This is a genomic window from Janthinobacterium svalbardense, assembly GCF_002327145.1.
GTDB classification, from domain to species: Bacteria; Pseudomonadota; Gammaproteobacteria; order Burkholderiales; family Burkholderiaceae_D; genus Janthinobacterium; species Janthinobacterium tructae.
Map to the genome: position 1 here is coordinate 4410908 of NZ_CP023422.1, position 17914 is coordinate 4428821.

General features: G+C 61.6%; 17 protein-coding genes. 6 read left to right on the top strand and 11 right to left on the bottom strand.

The features are described from left to right. Positions 1–19: 19 nt before the first annotated feature. From CNX70_RS28605 to CNX70_RS19490, 8 genes are all read right to left on the bottom strand, one after another. Positions 20–583, bottom strand: a complete 564-nt coding sequence (locus tag CNX70_RS28605; protein ID WP_167389690.1) for a hypothetical protein — start codon at positions 581–583, stop codon at positions 20–22. Then, positions 538–681, bottom strand: coding sequence for a DUF2474 domain-containing protein (locus tag CNX70_RS29305; RefSeq protein ID WP_096236256.1), 144 nt, complete (start codon positions 679–681; stop codon positions 538–540). Before CNX70_RS29305 ends, CNX70_RS28605 begins: the two co-directional genes overlap by 46 nt. Continuing rightward, positions 681–1688, bottom strand: coding sequence for a cytochrome d ubiquinol oxidase subunit II (cydB, locus tag CNX70_RS19465; protein ID WP_096236258.1), 1008 nt, complete (start codon positions 1686–1688; stop codon positions 681–683). Before cydB ends, CNX70_RS29305 begins: the two co-directional genes overlap by 1 nt. Then, a complete protein-coding gene (locus CNX70_RS19470) occupies positions 1678–3093 on the bottom strand; it encodes a cytochrome ubiquinol oxidase subunit I (protein ID WP_096236260.1) in 1416 nt (471 codons plus the stop codon). Before CNX70_RS19470 ends, cydB begins: the two co-directional genes overlap by 11 nt. A 156-nt stretch (positions 3094–3249) precedes the next feature. Then, positions 3250–4875: a sensor domain-containing diguanylate cyclase gene (locus CNX70_RS19475; protein ID WP_341865525.1), complete on the bottom strand. Its 1626-nt coding sequence runs from the start codon at positions 4873–4875 to the stop codon at positions 3250–3252. Between the two features lie 81 nt (positions 4876–4956). Beyond that, entirely contained in the window at positions 4957–5514 is a 558-nt protein-coding gene (locus tag CNX70_RS19480; protein WP_096236264.1) for an NADPH-dependent FMN reductase, read from the bottom strand. Between the two features lie 89 nt (positions 5515–5603). Next, positions 5604–6731: an alanine racemase gene (alr, locus tag CNX70_RS19485; protein ID WP_096236266.1), complete on the bottom strand. Its 1128-nt coding sequence runs from the start codon at positions 6729–6731 to the stop codon at positions 5604–5606. Position 6732: 1 nt separating this feature from the next. Then, on the bottom strand, positions 6733–8022 hold the full coding sequence (locus tag CNX70_RS19490) for a D-amino acid dehydrogenase (RefSeq protein ID WP_096236268.1): 1290 nt from the start codon (positions 8020–8022) through the stop codon (positions 6733–6735). 105 nt (positions 8023–8127) lie between these two features. On the opposite strand from CNX70_RS19490, the gene CNX70_RS19495 reads away from it, so the two are divergent. The 3 genes from CNX70_RS19495 to CNX70_RS19505 all read left to right on the top strand — a co-directional run bounded on the left by CNX70_RS19495 (position 8128) and on the right by CNX70_RS19505 (position 10063). Next, the gene (locus CNX70_RS19495; protein ID WP_034754979.1) at positions 8128–8628 is read left to right on the top strand and encodes an Lrp/AsnC ligand binding domain-containing protein; all 501 of its coding nucleotides are present in this window, start codon (positions 8128–8130) and stop codon (positions 8626–8628) included. A 147-nt stretch (positions 8629–8775) separates the two neighbouring features. Then, complete coding sequence (locus CNX70_RS19500; protein ID WP_096236270.1) at positions 8776–9123, top strand: hypothetical protein; 348 nt, start codon at positions 8776–8778, stop codon at positions 9121–9123. A 79-nt stretch (positions 9124–9202) separates the two neighbouring features. Then, positions 9203–10063 carry a tetratricopeptide repeat protein gene (locus CNX70_RS19505; RefSeq protein WP_157751171.1) on the top strand — a complete coding sequence of 287 codons (861 nt, stop codon included), beginning with the start codon at positions 9203–9205 and terminating at the stop codon, positions 10061–10063. Here CNX70_RS19505 and CNX70_RS19510 read toward each other — a convergent pair. Then, complete coding sequence (locus CNX70_RS19510) at positions 10046–11008, bottom strand: GlxA family transcriptional regulator (protein ID WP_096236274.1); 963 nt, start codon at positions 11006–11008, stop codon at positions 10046–10048. The two genes, CNX70_RS19505 and CNX70_RS19510, sit on opposite strands and share 18 nt — an antisense overlap. A gap of 142 nt (positions 11009–11150) precedes the next feature. Here CNX70_RS19510 and CNX70_RS19515 point away from each other — a divergent pair, with 142 nt between their 5' ends. Together CNX70_RS19515 and CNX70_RS19520 are read left to right on the top strand one after the other, a co-directional pair. Next, a complete protein-coding gene (locus CNX70_RS19515) occupies positions 11151–11789 on the top strand; it encodes a cysteine hydrolase family protein (RefSeq protein ID WP_096236276.1) in 639 nt (212 codons plus the stop codon). 54 nt (positions 11790–11843) lie between these two features. After that, complete coding sequence (locus CNX70_RS19520) at positions 11844–12404, top strand: YdcF family protein (RefSeq protein ID WP_244198873.1); 561 nt, start codon at positions 11844–11846, stop codon at positions 12402–12404. A 135-nt stretch (positions 12405–12539) separates the two neighbouring features. Here the strand turns inward: CNX70_RS19520 and CNX70_RS19525 are convergent, their stop codons facing one another. Beyond that, positions 12540–13466 (bottom strand): viperin family antiviral radical SAM protein, encoded by a 927-nt coding sequence (locus CNX70_RS19525; RefSeq protein WP_208624446.1) that lies wholly within the window; start codon positions 13464–13466, stop codon positions 12540–12542. Between the two features lie 203 nt (positions 13467–13669). Here CNX70_RS19525 and CNX70_RS19530 point away from each other — a divergent pair, with 203 nt between their 5' ends. After that, positions 13670–16408, top strand: a complete 2739-nt coding sequence (locus tag CNX70_RS19530) for an ankyrin repeat domain-containing protein (protein ID WP_157751173.1) — start codon at positions 13670–13672, stop codon at positions 16406–16408. On the opposite strand, the gene glpK is transcribed toward CNX70_RS19530, so the two are convergent. Next, the gene (gene glpK, locus CNX70_RS19535) at positions 16409–17902 is read right to left on the bottom strand and encodes a glycerol kinase GlpK (protein ID WP_096236282.1); all 1494 of its coding nucleotides are present in this window, start codon (positions 17900–17902) and stop codon (positions 16409–16411) included. Positions 17903–17914 lie beyond the last annotated feature (12 nt).

Consider the following 17914-nt stretch of genomic DNA (forward strand, 5'->3'; position numbering starts at 1 on the left):
CGCGAGGAAGGTCAAGTCCCTATTTGCGCACGTAGCCGTGGGTCAGCCAGATGACGTACTCGCCGTAATATCCCTGCCCTTCGAACAGGGCCTGGCCATCGGCAAAAGTCACTTTCTGCACTTCATTGATGGTGAAATACGCGCGGCCATCAGCCGCCTCCATGTCGCCCCAATGGCGCGCGCGCGGTGGCCGGTAGCCGCTGGCGCGCCCGATGGCGGCCAGCAGGTCGCCGATCATGAAGTCGAGCAACATGTCGGCCAGCAGCGGCCGGTGGCCCGCCAGCATGGCCGTGATGTCCGGGTAGCCCGCCTGCTTGAGTTCGGGCAAGTCGCTTTCCTCGTATTGCAAGTCGTCTACGCGACAAGTCTGGATAAAATGGTTGAACGGTTCGTCGAGCAGGCCCGCCAGCGCCGCTTCCGGCACGCTCAGGCGGAACGGCTGCAGCGGCAGCACGCTGTGCTGGCCATAGTTGAGTTCGCGGCAGCCGAGCAAGGCCAGCGGGTGCAACTGGTCACCGACCTCGCAGCGGATGCCTGTCAGCTGCCCATCCCCGCCGCCCGCATCAGCATGCGCATCGCCCACGCGGCCAGGCCCAGGGTGGCCACGCTGGCCAGCCAGATGCCGGCCAGCCAAGCCAGTCGTTTGCACCATGATTGTTGTCCCTGTTTAAATTGTTTCATCAGTGATAGCCATCTTCCGGGTGGACTTTGCCACGAAACACATAATATGACCACACCGTATACATCAGGATAACGGGGATGATGAACAGCGCCCCCACCAGGGTAAAACCCTGGCTTTGCGGCGGCGACGACGCCTCCCATATCGATACCGACGGCGGGATGATATTGGGCCACACGCTGATGCCCAGGCCGCTGTAGCCGAGAAAAACCAGCGCCAGGGTCAGCAGGAAAGGCGCCGTCTGCCGCCCGCGCCGCAGGGAGCGCAGCAGCAGCCAGCCCGCGCCCAGTACCAGCAGCGGCACGGGCAGAAACCAGAACAGTTGCGGCAGCGCAAACCAGCGCGCGGCGATGGCCGGATCGACAAAAGGCGTCCAGAGACTGATGACGGCGATCACGCCCAGCAGCAGCCAGACGAGCGTGCGCGTGATGCGCCCCGCGCGCGCCTGCAGGCTGCCCTGCGTCTTCATGATCAGCCAGGTGCTGCCCAGCAAGGCATACGCCACCACCAGTCCCACACCCGTGAACAGCGAGAACGGCGTGAGCCAGTCCAGCGCGCCGCCCGCATAGCTGCGCTGGACTACCGGCATGCCCTGGATGTAGGCGCCCAGAGTCACGCCCTGAAAAAAGGCGGCCGCCACCGAGCCGCCGATAAACGCCTTGTCCCACACATGGCGCTCATGCTCACGCGCCTTGAAGCGGAATTCGAAGGCCACGCCGCGGAAGATCAGGCCCATCAGCATGAAGCTGAGCGGCAGATAGCAGGCGCTCAGCACCACGGAATAGGCGAGCGGAAAGGCCGCCAGCATGCCCGCGCCGCCCAGCACCAGCCAGGTTTCATTGCCGTCCCAGACGGGCGCGACCGTATTCATCATCACGTCGCGCTCGCTCTTCTCCTGGAAAAACGGATACAGGATGCCGATGCCCAGGTCAAAGCCATCCATCACCACATACATCATGATGCTGAACAAGATAATAATGGCCCACAGTAGTGGCAGATCAATGCCCATGCGAATTTCCTCCTTGTGCTGCAGAGAGTGGCCGCGCGGGTGTACGCTGTTGGCCCGGTCCGCCGTGCTCGACGCGCTCGCCCTCATGCGGCTGCGGCCCCACGCGGATCAAGCGCAGCAGGTAGCCGATGCCCGTGCCGAAGACGGCAAAATAAATGACGATGAACAACACCAGGGTGATGCCCAATTGCGTGGCGCCGTGCGCCGAGACGGCGTCTTGCGTGCGCAGCAAGCCGTACACGGTCCACGGCTGGCGGCCGATTTCCGTCGTGTACCAGCCGGCCAGCATGGCCACCAGGCCGCTGGGGCCCATCCACAGGGCGCAGCGCAGGAACAGGCGCGAGCGCCACAGGGTGCCGCGCCAGCGCAGCCACGCACTCCAGATGCCCAGCGCGATCATCAGCATGCCCAGCCCCGCCATGATGCGGAAAGACCAGAACACGACGGCGGAAGGGGGCCGGTCGCGCGGCGCGAATTCTTTCAAGGCGGGAATCGTGCCATTCCAGTCATGCGCGAGGATCAGGCCGCCCAGGCGGGGGATTTCCACCTTGTACAGGGTTTCCTCGCGCGCCATGTCGGGCCAGCCGAACAGGATCAGCGGCGTGCCCTCGCTGCCCGTATTTTCCCAGTGGCCTTCCATGGCGGCGATCTTCGCCGGCTGGTGCTCCAGGGTATTCAAGCCATGCAGGTCGCCGATTACGGCCTGGATGGGCGCGACGATCAGCAGCATCGACAAGCCCATCGTCATCATCTTGCGGATGGCCGCATTGTCATTGCCGCGCAGCAAATGCCAGGCGGCCGACGCCACCACCAGCAGGGCCGTGGCGAGGAAGGCGGCCACGCTCATGTGCAGCAGCCGGTAGGGGAACGAGGGATTGAAGATGACGGCCAGCCAGTCCACGGGCACGACCCGGCCGTCGATGATTTCATGGCCTTGCGGCGTCTGCATCCAGCTGTTCGAGGCGATGATCCAGGTGGCCGAGATCAAGGTGCCCAGCGCCACCATGGCCGTAGCGAACATGTGCAGGCCTGGCCCCACGCGGTGCCAGCCGAACAGCATCACGCCGAGGAAACCCGCTTCCAGGAAAAAGGCAGTCAGCACTTCATAGGCCAGCAGCGGGCCCGTGATGCTGCCCGCATAATCGGAAAAGAAACTCCAGTTGGTGCCGAACTGGTAAGCCATGACGAGGCCGGAAACGACGCCCATGCCGAAATTGACGGCGAAAATCTTCGACCAGAAGTGGTACAGGTCGCGGTACACGCCATCCTGCGTGCGCAGCCACGCCGCCTCCAGCACCGCCAGGTAACTGGCCAGGCCAATGGTGATGGCAGGAAAAATGATGTGGAATGAGATGGTGAAGCCGAACTGGACGCGCGCCAGTTCCAGTGCAGTGAGTCCTAGCATATACAGCCTTCCCGACGTCTTGCGTCTGTGTTTTACCCAGGCCTCCACTCTAGGCTTTTCGAGTAAAACATAACAGACTCAGAGATCGAAGAAAACATAGGATCAGTTTGACGTTTGCCGAATGACAAGGTCAATCTGATCCGGCACAAAAACGCCTCAGGCAGGCTCGGCGAGGCCCACGCGGTTGCGGCCATTTTCCTTGGCCACATACAGGGCCGCGTCGGCCGCCAGCAGCACGGCGTCCGCACCGAGCACCTTGCCCGCCCCCTGCTCCGACGACACGACGCCCAGCGACACCGTGACGGGACCGGCGCCGGGGATCTCGGCGGCGGCCACGCGGGCGCGCAGGCGCTCGGCCACCTGCAGCGCCACGTCGAGGTCGGCCTCGGGCAGCAGCATGATGAATTCATCGCCGCCATTGCGGCACAGCACGTCGGCATCGCGCGAGCAGGCGCGCATCAGTTGCGCCAGGTGCAGGATGACTTCATCGCCCACCGCATGGCCCCAGCGGTCGTTGACTTGCTTGAAATGGTCGATGTCGATGGCGATGACGGAAAACGGCCGCGCCTGGGCCTGCCAGGCATCCAGCGCCGCCGCCATGCCGCGCCGGTTTGACAGGCCCGTCAGCGGGTCCGTCTGCACGTCGAATTTCAGCTTGCCGATCTTTTTCTGCAGCAAGGACATTCCCACCAGCAAGGCGCGCTTGATCTGCGACGCTTCCAGATACCAGGCGCGGATGCCGTCGATGCGCTCGGCCATGCCGGGCGCGTCCATGCGGCTGGCGCCTTCGGCCAGCTGCACCAGGGGCCGTGAAATGAGGCGCGCCAGCCACCAGATGAACGGCAGGCTGAGCAAGGCAATGGGCAAGGAATACCACAGGGTGTTGAGCATCAGCTGGTTCAGCGGGGCCAAAGTGGCGGCCTTGGGCCGCTGGGCCACGATGCCCCAGCCCGTTGACGGCAGCACGGCATAGCCGGCCAGCATCTCCGTGCCCCGGCTGTTGACGGTGCTTCCGCTGCCGCTTTCCTGGCGCACGATGGCGTCGATCACGGTATTCTTGCCGGCCACTTCGCCGACCCGCGAGGGATCGGGATGGTACAGCAGGCGCCGGCTCTGGTCGACCACATATAAATACGAACCATCGCGGTAGTAATGCTGTCCCAGCAAGGTGAACAGGATGTTTTTCTGCTTCAGGTAAATCGAACCGCCCACATAGCCCAGATAGCGTCCACCGTGATCGAAGACGGGATGGGAAATGAAGACCACCAGGTTGCCCACCGACGACATATACGGACGGGTGATCAGCGGGCGGCGTTCGCGCAGCGCCAGGCGCGCCCCTTCCGAGGCCAGCTGGCTGTTCTGCAGGCCCAGCGTCTCGGGCGACACGCCCAGCACCTTGCCCTGCGCGTCGACGATCAGGACGGAATTGAAGGTGTTGGTCTGCCCGCGCAAGCGTTCGGCTTCCGTCTTGAGGGCGGCAGGGTCGGCAAAATGCCGGGGCAGCTGGCTGGCGCTGTAGGCCAGTTGCTGGCGCGCCGCCAGCAGGAAGTTCTCCGTGCTGCTGGCCAGCTTCAGCGCATACGCGTAGTTCGCCTCCAGGGTCGTATCGATCAGCAACTGGCGCTGCACCTGATACGTGGCATAAAAGCTGTTAGCCAGGGAGATGACGGCGCTGGCAAACGCCACCAGCACGATCAGACGGCGCAGATTGATGCGCAACAAAGGTTGCGCCACAGGTTGAAGCGGCATGGAAGAGACGGGGCAGCGTAGGATTGCGCCCATTATACATGTCCTTACAGCAACAAAGTGCCATGGCCGACGGTTTATTGCCCCATTTATCCCCGCCCGACAAGCCTAGGCCATTCAGGCATGCACGGCGTGCTTGCGTACCCAGTCCGCGTAGCGCTGCATCCAGCCCTGGAAGAAGCCCAGGCTGGCCGGGCCGATGCCGCCATGCTCGTCGAACAGGCCTTCCTTGGCCTGGATAAACATTTCTGGCTGGCCCAGCAGCGGCACGTCCAGGTAAGCGAGCACATTGCGCAAATGCTGCTGCGCCAGGGCCGTGCCCGTGGCGCCCACGGAGACGCCCAGCACGGCGCCCGGCTTGCCGCCCCACACGCTCTGGCCATACGGGCGCGAGCCGTGGTCGAGAGCGTTTTTCAGCACGCCGGGGATGGAACGGTTGTATTCGGGGGTGAGGAAGAGCAAGGCTTGCGATGCGGAAATGTCGGATTTGAGGCGCAACACCTGTTCGGCTTGCGCGCCATCGTCATCCTGGTTGTACAGCGGCAAGTCACCGATCTCGATATGTTTGAAGGAAAACTCGGGCGGCGCCAGCTTGATGATGGCGTCGGCCAGCTTGCGGTTGAAGGAATCCTTGCGCAGGCTGCCGACGATGATTGCGACTTGATATTGGCTCATGAAAATCCCCGATGATGGTTAAGAAAAAGCCCTGAGGTGCGATGCACGCCAGGGCTATCTTGCCACACAATCATCGGTTTTGCGTTGCCTTAGCGTGCGCCAGCCAATCCCTGGTATTCGCGATAGTAGCGTCCGCCCAGGTTCGTCAAGACCTCATAGCCGATGGTATGGGCCATGGCAGCCACGGCATCGACCGGGTGTTCGGCGCAGATCAGGTCGACCAGGCTGCCCGGCACGATGCGTTCCTGCGCGATGGCGCTGACGTCCAGGGTGATCGAATCCATCGAGATGGCGCCGATCTGCGGCACTTTCACGCCATCGACGATGGCCAGGCCCTGGTTGCTCATGCTGCGCAGCCAGCCATCGGCATAGCCGACGGAAATCGTCGCCACCTGGCGCGGCTCGCTGGCCGTGTAGCGGCGGCTGTAGCCCACGTGGTCGCCGGCGGCGATGGTGCGCGTCTGCATGACCTTGCCTTGCAGCCGGACCACGGAGCGCAGCGGATTCGGTTCGCCGCCCTGCGGCGCGATGCCGTACAGGGCCGCACCGGGGCGCACCAGGTCGAAGTGATAGTCAGGCGACAAAAAGATGCCCGATGAATTGGCCAGGCTGGCGCGGTACTGCGGCAAACGGGCGCGGATGGCGATGAAACGGGCCAGCTGCTCGCCATTCATGGGGTTGCTGCGTTCGTCGGCGCACGCCAGGTGGCTCATGATGTAGCGCACCTTGATGCCGTCAAGAAAGTGGGCATCCAGCAGCCAGGCGTCGATTTCCTGCGGCGACAAGCCCATGCGCGACATGCCCGTGTCCACCTGCACGATGGCGTCCAGGGTTTTCCCCAATGCCTTGGCGTGTGCGCGCCAGCCCGCCACCTGCGGCTCGCTGTTGAGCACTGGCGTCAGGCCATGGGCCGTGAATTCGCCTTCCGTATCGACGGGCGGGCCGTGCAGCACGAAGATGGCCGCGTCCGGCGCCGCGTGCGGGCGCAGGCTGATGCCCTCTTCCAGATGCGCCACAAAAAAGTGCCGGCAACCCTCTTCATACAGGGCTGCGCCCACTTGCGCGGCGCCCAGGCCATAGGCGTCGGATTTGACGACGGCCGAGCAGGCGGCCGGATGTGCCTTGTCGCGCAGCAAGCGGTAGTTGGCGCGCACGGCGTCCAGGTCCACCGTCAGGATGGCGCCGCTCCGTTCCTTTGCAGGCGTACAGGCCGCCATCTCAGGCCACCGCGTGTTGCAGTTTGCCGCCGCGCTGCGCGCCGCTGTAGCGGCTGACGGACAGGTCGTCGGCCAGAATCGCCGGCTGTTTCGACGACATCAGGTCGGCCAGCAATTGCGCCGAACCGCAGGACATGGTCCAGCCCAAGGTGCCGTGGCCCGTGTTGAGGAACAGGTTGCGCAGCGGCGTGCGGCCGACAATCGGCGTGCCGTCCGGCGTCATCGGGCGCAAACCCGTCCAGAACGTGGCTTCGGCCGTGTTGCCGCCGCCGGGGAACAGGTCGTTGACGACCATTTCCAGGGTTTCGCGGCGGCGCGGGTTCAGATCCAGGTTGTAGCCGGCGATTTCCGCCATGCCGCCCACGCGGATGCGGTCGTCGAAACGCGTCACGGCAATCTTGTAGGTTTCATCGAGAATGGTCGACACGGGCGCCTTGGCCGCATTGACGATCGGTACGGTGATCGAATAGCCCTTCAATGGATACACGGGAATGTCCAGCAGCGGCTGCATGAAGCCCGTCGAGTAGGAACCGAGGGCCACCACGTAGGAGTCGGCCTTGACGATTTCCGCGCCGCATTGCACGCCAGCGATTTCATCACCTTGGGTCAGCAGCGCGTCGATGGACACGCCATAGCGGAACTTCACGCCCAGCGCCACGGCCATTTCCGACAGGCGCGTGGTAAACAGCTGGCAATCGCCCGTTTCGTCGTTGGGCAAGCGCAAGCCGCCGAACAGTTTATCCTTGACCGCTTCGAGGGCCGGCTCGGCGCGCGACAGCTCATTGCGCTGCAGCACTTCATACGGCACACCCGCGTCTTTCAACACTTCGATATCCTTGGCGGCGTCGTTGTATTGCTTTTCCGTGCGGAACAATTGCATCGTGCCTTGCTGGCGGCCTTCATACGTGATGCCCGCTTCGGCGCGCAGCACCTTGAAGCAGTCGCGGCTGTATTCAGCCAGGCGCACCATGCGTTCCTTGTTCACCGCATACGCTTCCGGTGTGCAATTACGCAACATCTGCCACATCCATTTGAGCTGGGCAGCGCTGCCGTCGAGCGAGATGGCCAGGGGCGCGTGGCGCTGCATCATCCACTTCACGGCTTTCAGGGGAATACCGGGCGCGGCCCATGGCGAAGCGTAGCCGGGCGAGATTTGCCCCGCATTCGCGAAGCTGGTTTCCAGTGCCGGGCCCGGCTGGCGGTCGATGACGGTCACCTCATGTCCTGCCTTGGCCAGATAGTAAGCACTGGTGACGCCGATGACGCCGCTACCCAGAATCACGATACGCATAGTTTCCTCATTATATTTTTTAGGCTATTGCCAGATTAACCGCTATCATATTGGGAAAGAGCCAGTATTTGTTCACGTATAAATCGAGATATTCAGCAATAAATCATGAGAATCCTTAAAGAATCGGCACGTGGCCTCGACAAGCTGGACCGCCACATCCTGCGCATCCTGCAGCAGGATGGCCGCATCTCGATGAAAGACCTGGGCGAACAGGTGGGCCTGTCGATCACGCCCTGCATCGAGCGGGTCAAGCGCATGGAGCGCGACGGCGTCATCACGGGCTACCATGCCAAGGTGAACCCGGCCGCGCTGGGCGCCAAGCTGCTCGTCTTCGTAGAGATTACTCTCAATCAAAAGTCGGCGTCCGCCTTCGAGCAATTCCGCCGCGAAGTGTTGCAGATTCCCGAAGTGCAAGAATGCCATCTGGTGTCGGGCGACTTCGATTACCTGATCAAGGCGCGCATCCATGAAATGGCCGAGTACCGCAAACTGCTGGGCGACATGCTGCTGCAGCTGCCGGGCGCCGCGCAATCGAAAAGCTATGTGGTGATGGAAGAAATCAAGGAAACCCTGGCACTCTCGACCGACGTGCTGCAGAGCCGCTAAAGGTAGCACCAGCCGGCACCAAAGGCATCATTTTGTGCGCCTTTGTATAATCTTGTAGCACATTCGGCGCGACCCAAGCACACTCCCTCCTGACATCACGCCCGTCCCCTCTGAGATTGGGAGCAGTGATGCACACTGGGAGTCCGTATGAACACATTGATAAAACTGGCAGCTTCCTGCCTCGCGGGCCTGGCCGTGGCCATGTGCACCGCCAGTGAATACAAGGTCAACCGCGCGCCGGACAATGGCGCCATCTATCAGAACATCCAGGTCGGCAAGACCACCCGCCTCGACCTCGACGCGGCCCTGGGCAGCGCCACTGTGGTCAGCTTCGATCCCGGCTATGAAGTCTGGGTCTACAAGAACCAGTTGCAAGCGCCCAAGGTGACACGGCTGCTCCCCCTGCTGGGCGAAAAAGGCACGCGCGAAGTGGCCGTCATGTTCGACCAGGCGGGTGTCGTCAGGAAATTCCGGATACACGAGCCGCGCAAGTAGGTCGCGCAAGCAAGCCATGGGGACGCGCCCGCCGCGCCCTCTTGTTCTACACTGGCGTTTTATACTCCGGTGCCCCCCCATGCAACTACCCGCAAGCCTCGCTCACATTTCGGTGGAACAAGACTGGCAACACACGACAGCGTATCCACCGCTCGGCTTCACTCCCTTCGCCGAAGGCGCACTGGGCAATGGCGACACCTTCGGCCTGTACTGGCCCATCGGCCGCGAAGCGTCCGAACCGATCGTGGTCGAGACCTGGCACGACGAGTGGCGCCTCCAGCCGCACTTTTCCAGCCTGGCCACGTTTTTGCAAGCCTACGCGGCAGCGGAGGACGAGTATGTCGGCACGCCCTCGCTGGCCGACGACCCGACTTCGCCGCGCGCCGCCTATCTGGAAGCCAAGGAATTGATTGCGCAGCGCAACCCGGACGCGGCCATCGCGCTGCTGGAAGCGGCGCTGGCCATCGTGCCCGAATATACGGACGCCCTGGTGCTGCTGCATGGCCAGTATGTGCGCGCGGGAAGAATCGATGCAGCCGTCAAGGTGGCCATCGAGGCGATCATATCGCCACCGTCCTTTGGCGGCCCGCCATTCAAGGCCTTGCAATGGCTGCGCACGCAGCCAGTGCCGGACGGGGAGCCTGACCCCATCTGGCGCGCCTGCGGGCAGTTGTCGTTCAACTTTGGCGGCAGCAAGGAAAATGCCGATTATCCCGTGCTGCTGGGCGCCATAGCCACCTACGTGGAGCAGGGCAACTACCTGCGCGCCTCGACCCTGATGCAGACGTATGCCGAACTGATGAGTGCGGAAACCGTGTCCTTCCAGGAACGCTACGCCTTCGATGCCACCGCTTTCATCGGGCGGCAAATCGCCGTCAGCGCGATGCTGCCCCAAGGCAGCCGGGACCCGGCCACACTATGGTCAAGCGACCTGGCCTGATTGCTGCCGGAACAGCTTGCGGTACGCCGACGGCGACGTCTGCAAGTTGGCCCGGAAATGCTGGCGCAGCGACAACGCCGTGCCGAAGCCGGCCTCTTGCGCCACGACGTCGATCGAGGCCGCGCTTTTTTCCAGCAGGCCTTGCGCATGCGCCAGGCGCTGGTTCAGCAGCCATTGCTTGAAGGACGTACCCGTGGCCTGGCGGAAATGGCGCGTAAAATTGCGCCGGCTCATGGCGGCCCGTTCGGCCAGCGTGTCGATACTGTGCGCCTGGCCCAGGCTGGCCGTCACGCAGGCGAGCACCTCGGCAAAGCGCCCTTCGCTGCCGGACACGGGCAGCGGGCGCTCGATGAATTGCGCCTGCCCACCCTGGCGGTGCGGCGCCACCAGCAGCCGGCGCGCCACGCGGTTGGCCACCTCGGCGCCCGCCAGCTGGCGCAGCAAATACAAACAGCAATCGAGGCCGGCCGCCACGCCGGCCGACGTCAGCACGCCGCCATCATCCACGTACAGCACTTCCCGGTCCACCCTGACCTTGGGATAGCTGGCCGCCAGCCGGTCCGCCATGCCCCAGTGCGTGGCAGCGCTCTTGCCATCCAACAAGCCCGCCTGCGCCAGGGGAAACGCGCCCAGGCACAGGCCCACCATGCGCGCGCCGCGCCGGCTAGCCGCCTGCAGCGCCGCGACCAGCGACGGTGCGGCATCGCGGCAATCGTCGTGCCAGGCCGGCATGATGACGATATCGGCGCCCTCCAGCCCTTCCAGTCCGAACTCGGGCGTGATGCCGAAGCCGGCCGCCGTGCGCAAGGGCGCGGGATCGGCGGCGCAGACGCGCACGTGAAAAGGCGGCAGGTCCGCCTCGTCCGTCTGGGCGCCAAACACGAGGCAAGGCACGGACAAGTGAAATGGCGTCATGCCGTCAAAGGCGATCACGGCCACGCTCAAGGGGGAGGTAGATGCAGTAATAGTAGGCATGGCCCGATTTTATCTCAGATAGGCCTTCGGGCCACTTTTCATTTCAATCACGCGGCCTGAGAATGGCGTTATCGAGGAGGCCCTTCCTCTTTCAACCATTCAGGAGTCACGCATGTCCAACACTACCGCACCACGCCGCGCCCTGCTCGTCATCGATGTACAAAATGAATACTTCACGGGCGACATGCCCATCGAATATCCGTCCGTCGACATTTCCCTGCCCAACATCGTCCAGGCCATGGCCGCCGCCCGCGCCGCCGGCGTGCCCGTGATCGTCGTCCAGCACGATGCACCGGAAGCCTCCCCCATCTTCGCCAGGGGCAGCGACGGCTGGCAATTGCATCCGGCCGTCTCGGCAATCCCTGCCGACCACCGCATCAACAAGAGCATGGGCAGCGCCTTTGCGGGCACGGACTTGCGCGCCTGGCTGGAAAACCACAACATCGACACCCTGACGGTGACCGGCTACATGACGCACAACTGCGACGCCGCCACCATCTACCACGCCGCGCACGACGGCTTGCAAGTCGAATTCCTGCAAGACGCTACCGGCACCCTGCCCTACGCGAATGCGGGCGGCACGGCCAGCGCCGAGGAAATCCACCGCGTCTTCAGTACCGTGTTCCATTCGAATTTCGCCGCCGTCGCCAGCACGCAGGATTGGCTGGCTGCCGTGCGCGAGGGCAAGCCGCTGGAAAAGGACAATATTTATCTGTCGAGCCAGCGCGCGCGCAAGGCGCAGGCGAACTGACGCCAGCGGGAATGGCCGGGTATCATGCGTCCATTCCCTACTTGATGATGAACGATGCGAAAAATAACTGTGCTGGTTTCAAGCACTGCCGGTGTTTTCCTGCTGGCCACCGCCACCCTGGTGCTGGCGGGCCTGCACGACAAACTGGCGCCCGCCGACGTGATCGTCGTGCCCGGCAACACCATCCTGCCCGACGGCACGCCCAGCCCCCGCCTGCAGGCGCGGCTCGATGCTGCGCTGACGCAATTCCAGGCTGGACTGGCGCCGCGCATCCTCGTCAGCGGAGCGACAGGCAAGGAAGGTTTTGACGAAGCCGCGTCGATGGCACGCTATCTGCTCAAGCGCGGCGTGCCGGCCAGCGCCATCATCGAAGATAGTCAAGGCTGGACCACGGACGCCACGGCCCGCAACGCGGCGCTTCTCATGCGCCAGCACGGCTGGAAGACGGCCATGGTCGCCACACAATATTTTCATGTCCCCCGCTTCCGTCTGGCTTTGGCGCGGGCCGGCATCGCCGTCAGCGGCCAGGTGCACGCGCCCTATTTCGAGCTGCGTGACCTGTATTCCGTGCCGCGCGAAACGGTGGGTTATGCCGTGTATTTCGCGCGGCCATAAATAAACACTACGCATTCTTGAGATGGAGGCCTGCCTACCCCAAACGGGCGCCAGTGGTGGCTGACATGGACAACTAAGGCGTTCATCAACCCTGCGCCAGAGTAAGTACGGTAAAAGGACAGGCGGGCCACCATTTCATGCCTGCAGCTCCCCCAACTCGCCTGCGTAGCGGGAGCAGAACTTCCTTGTCGACACATTGACCTGAGAAAAGGCCCGGGCGGCACCTACGTCGAGAATGGAATCGCTATATCGATAGCCTTTTTCCCCAGGTATGTTCTGAAAGAAGCGACCATAGGGGTCAATCATCAAATAGGACTCGGTCATGTCAGCGTTATCCTCCACTCGGACGCCATGATCAAGGTCCGCGTGACGCTGGACGAAAGTGTCAAACTGCGCGTCAGACAAGGCCAGGTCATCCGTAATTTTGGGCAGCATGCGCAGGATTTTCCATTTCTCCGGCGCCAGACGGCCAATCAACTTGCCCATGTCCTCCTGCCAGTTCAATGTGTTAACGACAGTATTGATCTTTAGCCGAAGCCGGGGATTGATCTGCCTGCCCAAAGCAATCATGTCAACCAACTCAGGCATCGACAGCGTGCGCAACTGGCGATCAACTCGTCCGATGCCAAGATTGGTCTTCTCTTGCGAGGAGTCCAGGCTCAGCCCCAATATGGCAAGATGGGGCGCCAGCGCTTGCATCAAGGCAGGAGTCAGGCGGCTGCCATTACTGATAATGGAGGTCTCAAGACCCAATCGCCGGGCATGCAGGATGACGCCCAGCGACTTCTCGGCATACAGCAGCGGTTCCCCACCAGCTAGGTTCAGCCGCAACAATTCCCAATGCATACTCGGCCACAGCGGATTGTCCGAATTGCCAGGTTTAAAAAAACGTCCGACCTCCTCGACCAATGCCTTAATGGCGCTACCATCGTGTATCAATTCCTGCGTCGAATCGCCATCCTCCCACTTTGCATAGCAATAGCGGCAACCATAATTACACACTTCGGTAACATGCCAATTGATGACGAGTTCGCGTACACACATGGTGGGGGTAAGGCTCACGGCACACTCCGGTTGTTTGATAGGCCCTCACTTTGCCCAAGAAGTTACTCAAACGCCATGAAAAACCCCGCCCCCTCCCCCGCGAGATTTGACATTTACTGCAAATATCCATCGGAATGGGGGGGGGACGAGAAGTTTCCGTGACACTGGTACGAACGACGTGGGAACATTGTTGCAATCAAACCAATGAAAGCGAAAACACAATGGCAACCATTCCCTCCTTTGAAGCGCTGTTACTTGAAATCCATCAAAGCCTCGATTTAGTTCCTTATTCAAGCAAGGTCAAGGAGAAATTCGCCAATCTCGGAATGCGTAACAAAAACCATCAGGAGATGGCGACTGACGTTTGCAGCGCCATTTTTAATAGCCTGGATATGGATGCAGCAGCTTGCCATGATGCGGTCCGGGGAATGAGCGAATGGGAGGGTTACCACAAGGCTGTTGAACTCAACACCTGGACCTCGAATGCAGACCAGCGCCAAGTGGTATGGCATCTTCTCGGATACTGCTATGTTCCAAACCTGGCCCGCAGAATCGCGGTTTGGAATCTCGACGGGGCTTTCGACAAAGGAATGCCAGGCGGAGCATTCTGGTTCTTGCCCCACGTGAACGTTACCACGGGAACAATGGAGCTGCCTGTGCCGCACGTCGTAGACTGGCTCATCGACCTGCTGGACTGCTCCATCGGCAAGGCAGGCGTCGGGACAGAATCGCTTGGTGACGGCAATACCGACAGGGACTCCATCGTCAGGAACTTATACAACTGGAAAAACGCATCTATCCCGCGCGTCACGTCGATCAATGAATACTTCTCTGACGACGCCAACCTGGTATTCAAAGGCGTATTTGAACTTGCAGAAGACCTTGCTGAGCAAGTCAAATTTGAAGCCGCCCTCGCCTTCGTTCAATCCAGGAATTTATCTGCGGACGACCTCCGCGACCAAATTCCGATGACGCAGCCCGGGCGGCTTGAGTCTGTCATGGATGAATCCGCCAGCGATGAGGAGAAACAGCTTTTCGTGCAGGCACTGTTGACACGTTATGCAAAACCAGGCATGGCCATGATACGGCAGCGATTGCGAGTCGCCCGCATGGTGCAGGATGGATACATCAGATTGCTGAAGTTCCTCTGCCCGGGCGTACAGGCAACTTGTACAGCCCCCTCTCAAAACAAGCTGCTGCAATTGGCGGGCATCTTCGGCACCATCTACAACCTGACCGTTGATGCCTGGAAAAATTCCGACACCCAGGATGAGGAAGACATCTTGTTCGAGTCACGGCTGCCCCCCTGGGACAAGGCGGATGTCTTTCTGTCGATCTTGCCTTCCATTAAGGACGGGGGGCATCTCCCCGTGGCCGACCTGCTGACGCGCCGGTTCGCGAAACTCGCTGAAGGCGATGCTCTGGAAGACCTCGTAGCGCTCGACATGCACACTGCCACAACCCTTATCGCAAGCAAATGTCGGCGATTGAAGGAAGAACATGAAGAAAACACCCGATTACAGTCCTTGCTGGAGCGAGTCCGTACCGCCTCCCCTTGGCGGACGCTCCAGGGTGAAGCCAGCTATGCCGTCGTCAGCCATGTTGCAAAATCGACTTCCTTACCCTTGAAAACCAGGCTGCTGGCGATTCAACGGTTGCGGGAATTGGCTGCAACGCCTGCTGAAATGGTGGGCGCCAGCATCCTGGAACTGGCCGAGCTTTTGAATTGCCGCCACACGAACAGGTCAAACGATGTCCAGCACAGGGTGGAAGCGCTCCTTGCAGAAGCCGAAGCCAGCGCTGGCCATGCGACATGGAAAGCGCCCTTGCTGCAGTACCGCGCCAAGCACCTGCTGGCGCAAAATGCGTTCGACGACGCGGCAAAGCTGATGCGGGCGGCCCTCGACGCCTGCGACGACGGAAATTTTGGCACTCTGCGCGGTGAAATCGCCAAGGATGCGTTTGCCATCGAAGTTGCCAATCTGGGCTTGATTCCTAACAATCATGAAAAATACCATCGCAATATGCTCGCCTATGGCATGTTTCAGCACCAAGTGACATCACTGGAAGACACCGCCATATGTGTTTCCGACTACTTCTGGGACGAACTCTACAAACCCTACCCGTGCATAGAGAGCGCTCAGCCACTAGCAAAAGAACAGGCCAAAACATTCATCCAGGAAGCTCTGCCTATCATCATCGAAGGCAAATGGGATGCCTTGAAGCAGTGGATGAGACGCAATGCCAAAACGCTCAAACAAGGCACTATCCGTGAGGTGCGCAGCAACACCGTGCTCATGGCGTGGCTGAAGATGCAGGATGAATTTGCAAGACAGCTGCCCATATTGCGTGCTGCGGTCTCTTCCGACCTGCAAGGCGAAGTAAGCAAGATGGAAAGGGGCTTGGCCCATTGGCGCCACGCCATTCATCTGCTGGCTGAAGCGTGGCCCAAACAGGTCAACATGGCAGACTTCAAAGGACAGACACCCTTGATGATGGTGGCCGATGCCAGCGATGAGCAACTGACTCTGGCGTTCCTGAGTGCCGGCGCCGATGTGAATGCCCAGGACTACCTGGGACGCACCGCCTTGCATGCGGCGGTTACTGCCCGGTCAAAAAACTGTGTTTCCATGCTGTTGACACATCAGGCGGACACGTCCAGAGTCACCTACGATGAAGCGAACACCGCACTCCATACGGCCGCGCGCATGGGCTACGCCGACATCGTAGCCCTTGTGATCGAACATCATGCACACCTCGTAGCAAAAGAAAACTCTTTTCACCAGACACCGTTGGAATTGGCAAAAAAAATCCTGATTGACTTGCCAGGCTTCCGGAACATGATGGCAACACACCATAGGCGCAGCATTGGATCAAAACAGGATTTCGATCAAATTATTGCAATGCTGACAGACGCTGCACGCGATGCACAACTCGGCGAAAGGGCAAATGCCAGTTAGTCACTCGCTCCAGTCGCGCGAGCGTTCCACGGCGCGCTGCCATTTGTGCAGCCGCGTCAGGCGTTCGTCGGCGGCCATGGCCGGTTCGAAGCGGCGTCCCACCTGCCACTGGGCGGCGATTTCTTCCTGCGATGCCCAGAAACCCACGGCCAGGCCCGCCAGGTAGGCGGCGCCCAAGGCCGTCGTTTCCGTCACCACGGGACGCACCACGGGCACATTCAAGATGTCGGCCTGGAACTGCATCAGCATGTCGTTGCGCGCCGCGCCGCCATCGACGCGCAGCTCGCTCAAGGCGATGCCCGCATCGTCCTGCATGGCGGACAGCACATCGACGTTCTGGTAAGCCACGCCTTCCAATGCGGCGCGCGCGATGTGCGCCTTGCCCGTGCCGCGCGTGATGCCGATCAGGGTGCCGCGCGCATACGGATCCCAGTACGGCGCGCCGAGGCCCGCGAAGGCGGGCACGAAGACCAGGCCGCCCGAATCGGGCACGCTGGTGGCCAGTGCTTCCACTTCGGACGAATCGCGGATGATGCCCAGCCCATCGCGCATCCACTGCACGGCTGCGCCCGCGATAAAGGCGCTGCCTTCGAGCAAGTAGTCGGTCTTGTCGCTGCCCGCGCCCAGGCTCCAGCCCACCGTCGTCAACAGCCGGTTTTTCGATGGCAAGGGGCGCTTGCCCACGTTCATCAGCATGAAGCAGCCCGTGCCGTAGGTATTCTTCGCCATGCCCGGCTTCAGACACACCTGGCCGAACGTCGCGGCCTGCTGGTCGCCCGCGATGCCGGCGATCGGCACGGAGATACCCAGCAAGTCAACGTGCGTGTGCGCGGCCACGCCGCTCGATGGCACGACGTCGGGCAGCAGCGAGGCGGGAATGCCCTGCAGCGCCAGCAGATCCGTGTCCCACTGTAAAGTATGAATGTTGAACAGCATGGTGCGCGCCGCGTTGCTCGTATCCGTCAAGTGGGCGCCGCTCATCTTGTAGATCAGCCAGCTGTCGATGGTGCCGAAGGCCAGTTCTCCCCGCTCGGCGCGCGCGCGGGCGCCGGGAACGTTGTCGAGCAGCCATTTCAATTTGGTCGCGGAAAAATAGGCGTCCAGCACAAGACCCGTCTTGCGCTGGATGAGGTCCGCCTTGCCCTGCCCGACCAGTTGCTCGCAATAGGCGGCATTTCTCCGGTCTTGCCAGACGATGGCGTTGGCGACGGGCTCGCCCGTGGCGCGGTCCCACAGCACCGTCGTTTCACGCTGGTTGGTCACGCCGATGGCAGCCACGTCGGATGCGGCCACGCCGCTGTCGCGCAGCACCTGCTGCAGCACGCCTTCTTGCGAGGCCCAGATTTCGTTCGCGTCATGCTCGACCCAGCCCGGCTGGGGGAAAATCTGGCGAAATTCGCGCTGCGCGCTGGCGTGCGGCCGGCCCGCATGGTCAAACAGGATGGCACGCGAACTGGTGGTGCCCTGGTCTAAAGCAAGTATGTATTTGGTCATGATCGCTACTAC